Source organism: Halolamina salina, assembly GCF_042678005.1.
Classification (GTDB): domain Archaea; phylum Halobacteriota; class Halobacteria; order Halobacteriales; family Haloferacaceae; genus Halolamina; species Halolamina salina.
Genome location: NZ_JBHUDH010000016.1, coordinates 14,247 through 15,368 on the forward strand (window position 1 = coordinate 14,247; position 1,122 = coordinate 15,368).

Below are 1,122 nucleotides of genomic sequence, written 5' to 3' on the forward strand. Positions count from 1 at the left end.
GCCGGCGGTCGTCGACCGGGCGCGTTCGCGGGCCGCGTCGATCCGGGCGGACTGACCTCCCGTCACTCTCCGCTGACTTTTTCTCACTCTGCCCCGAGGGGCCTGTGTGTGCAGCACACGGCCGTGGGTGCGGTCAGAGCGGCGCCCGCCGGCCACGCACGCGGTGCTTCAACCATGACTGACAACGGCGGCAACGACCGACGACGGGACATCGAGGGGCGAATCAACACGCTCGGCACGGGCAACAACGTGGGCGGCCGGCGGAGCCACGGCGCCGACGCCACCGAGGGCGAGGACGCCGACTCGGAGGCGGGCGTGACGCCGGAAGCCGACGCCCGCGGCGGCGACGAGGAGACCGACCGCGACACCGGCGTGACGCCGGAAGCCGACGATCACGGCAGCGAGGACGCTCCCGAGCGCGAGACGGAGGTGACCCCGGAGGCGAGCACCGACGACTACGAGAGCGAGGAAGAGGACCGCTCGTCGCTCGATATCGAGATCGATCGGTTCGTGCGTGCCTTCGCCACACGGCGGGCCGAGTCGCTCGACGAGACGCTCGACGAGTACGTCGTCGGCTCCGTGAAGGGGTATCTCGCGGGCCTGCTCGGCGGCGACGTGGAGTCGCCGGGCACGCTGAAGCGCCGGGTCGAGGTCGAGGCCGACGACGTGTTCGGCGGCCTGCTCGACGCCGTCGGCGAGGAGGAGCAGGACCGCGGTGACGTGGTCGTCGAGGCGGTCGCCGAGGCGTACGACGTGCCCGAGGACGACGAGCTGACCGTCGCCGGCCTACGCGACCACGAGGCGATGCTGAACGGCGTGGTCGCGAACAGTTCGAACAGCCTCGGCGACGTGTCAGAGGTCGTGCAGGCGGCCGTCGAGACGCGGCTGATCGAGGAGGACGCTGAGTAGCAGCGGTAGCTGGTAGATTTTCAGTTCCGTGGTGAGCGCCGTCGCTCGTGGTGACGTAGTCAGTTCGTTCTTCGACCGCGAACACGATTCTTTGACAGCGAACACGACCGCGGAGTGAGCATGACCACTTGTGACCGCAGTGTGCCGGGCATGAAGCCCGGCGCAGCGCCGAGTCCCCACCCCTCCCCCGCGGGCCGGCGACCGGTGCCGGCC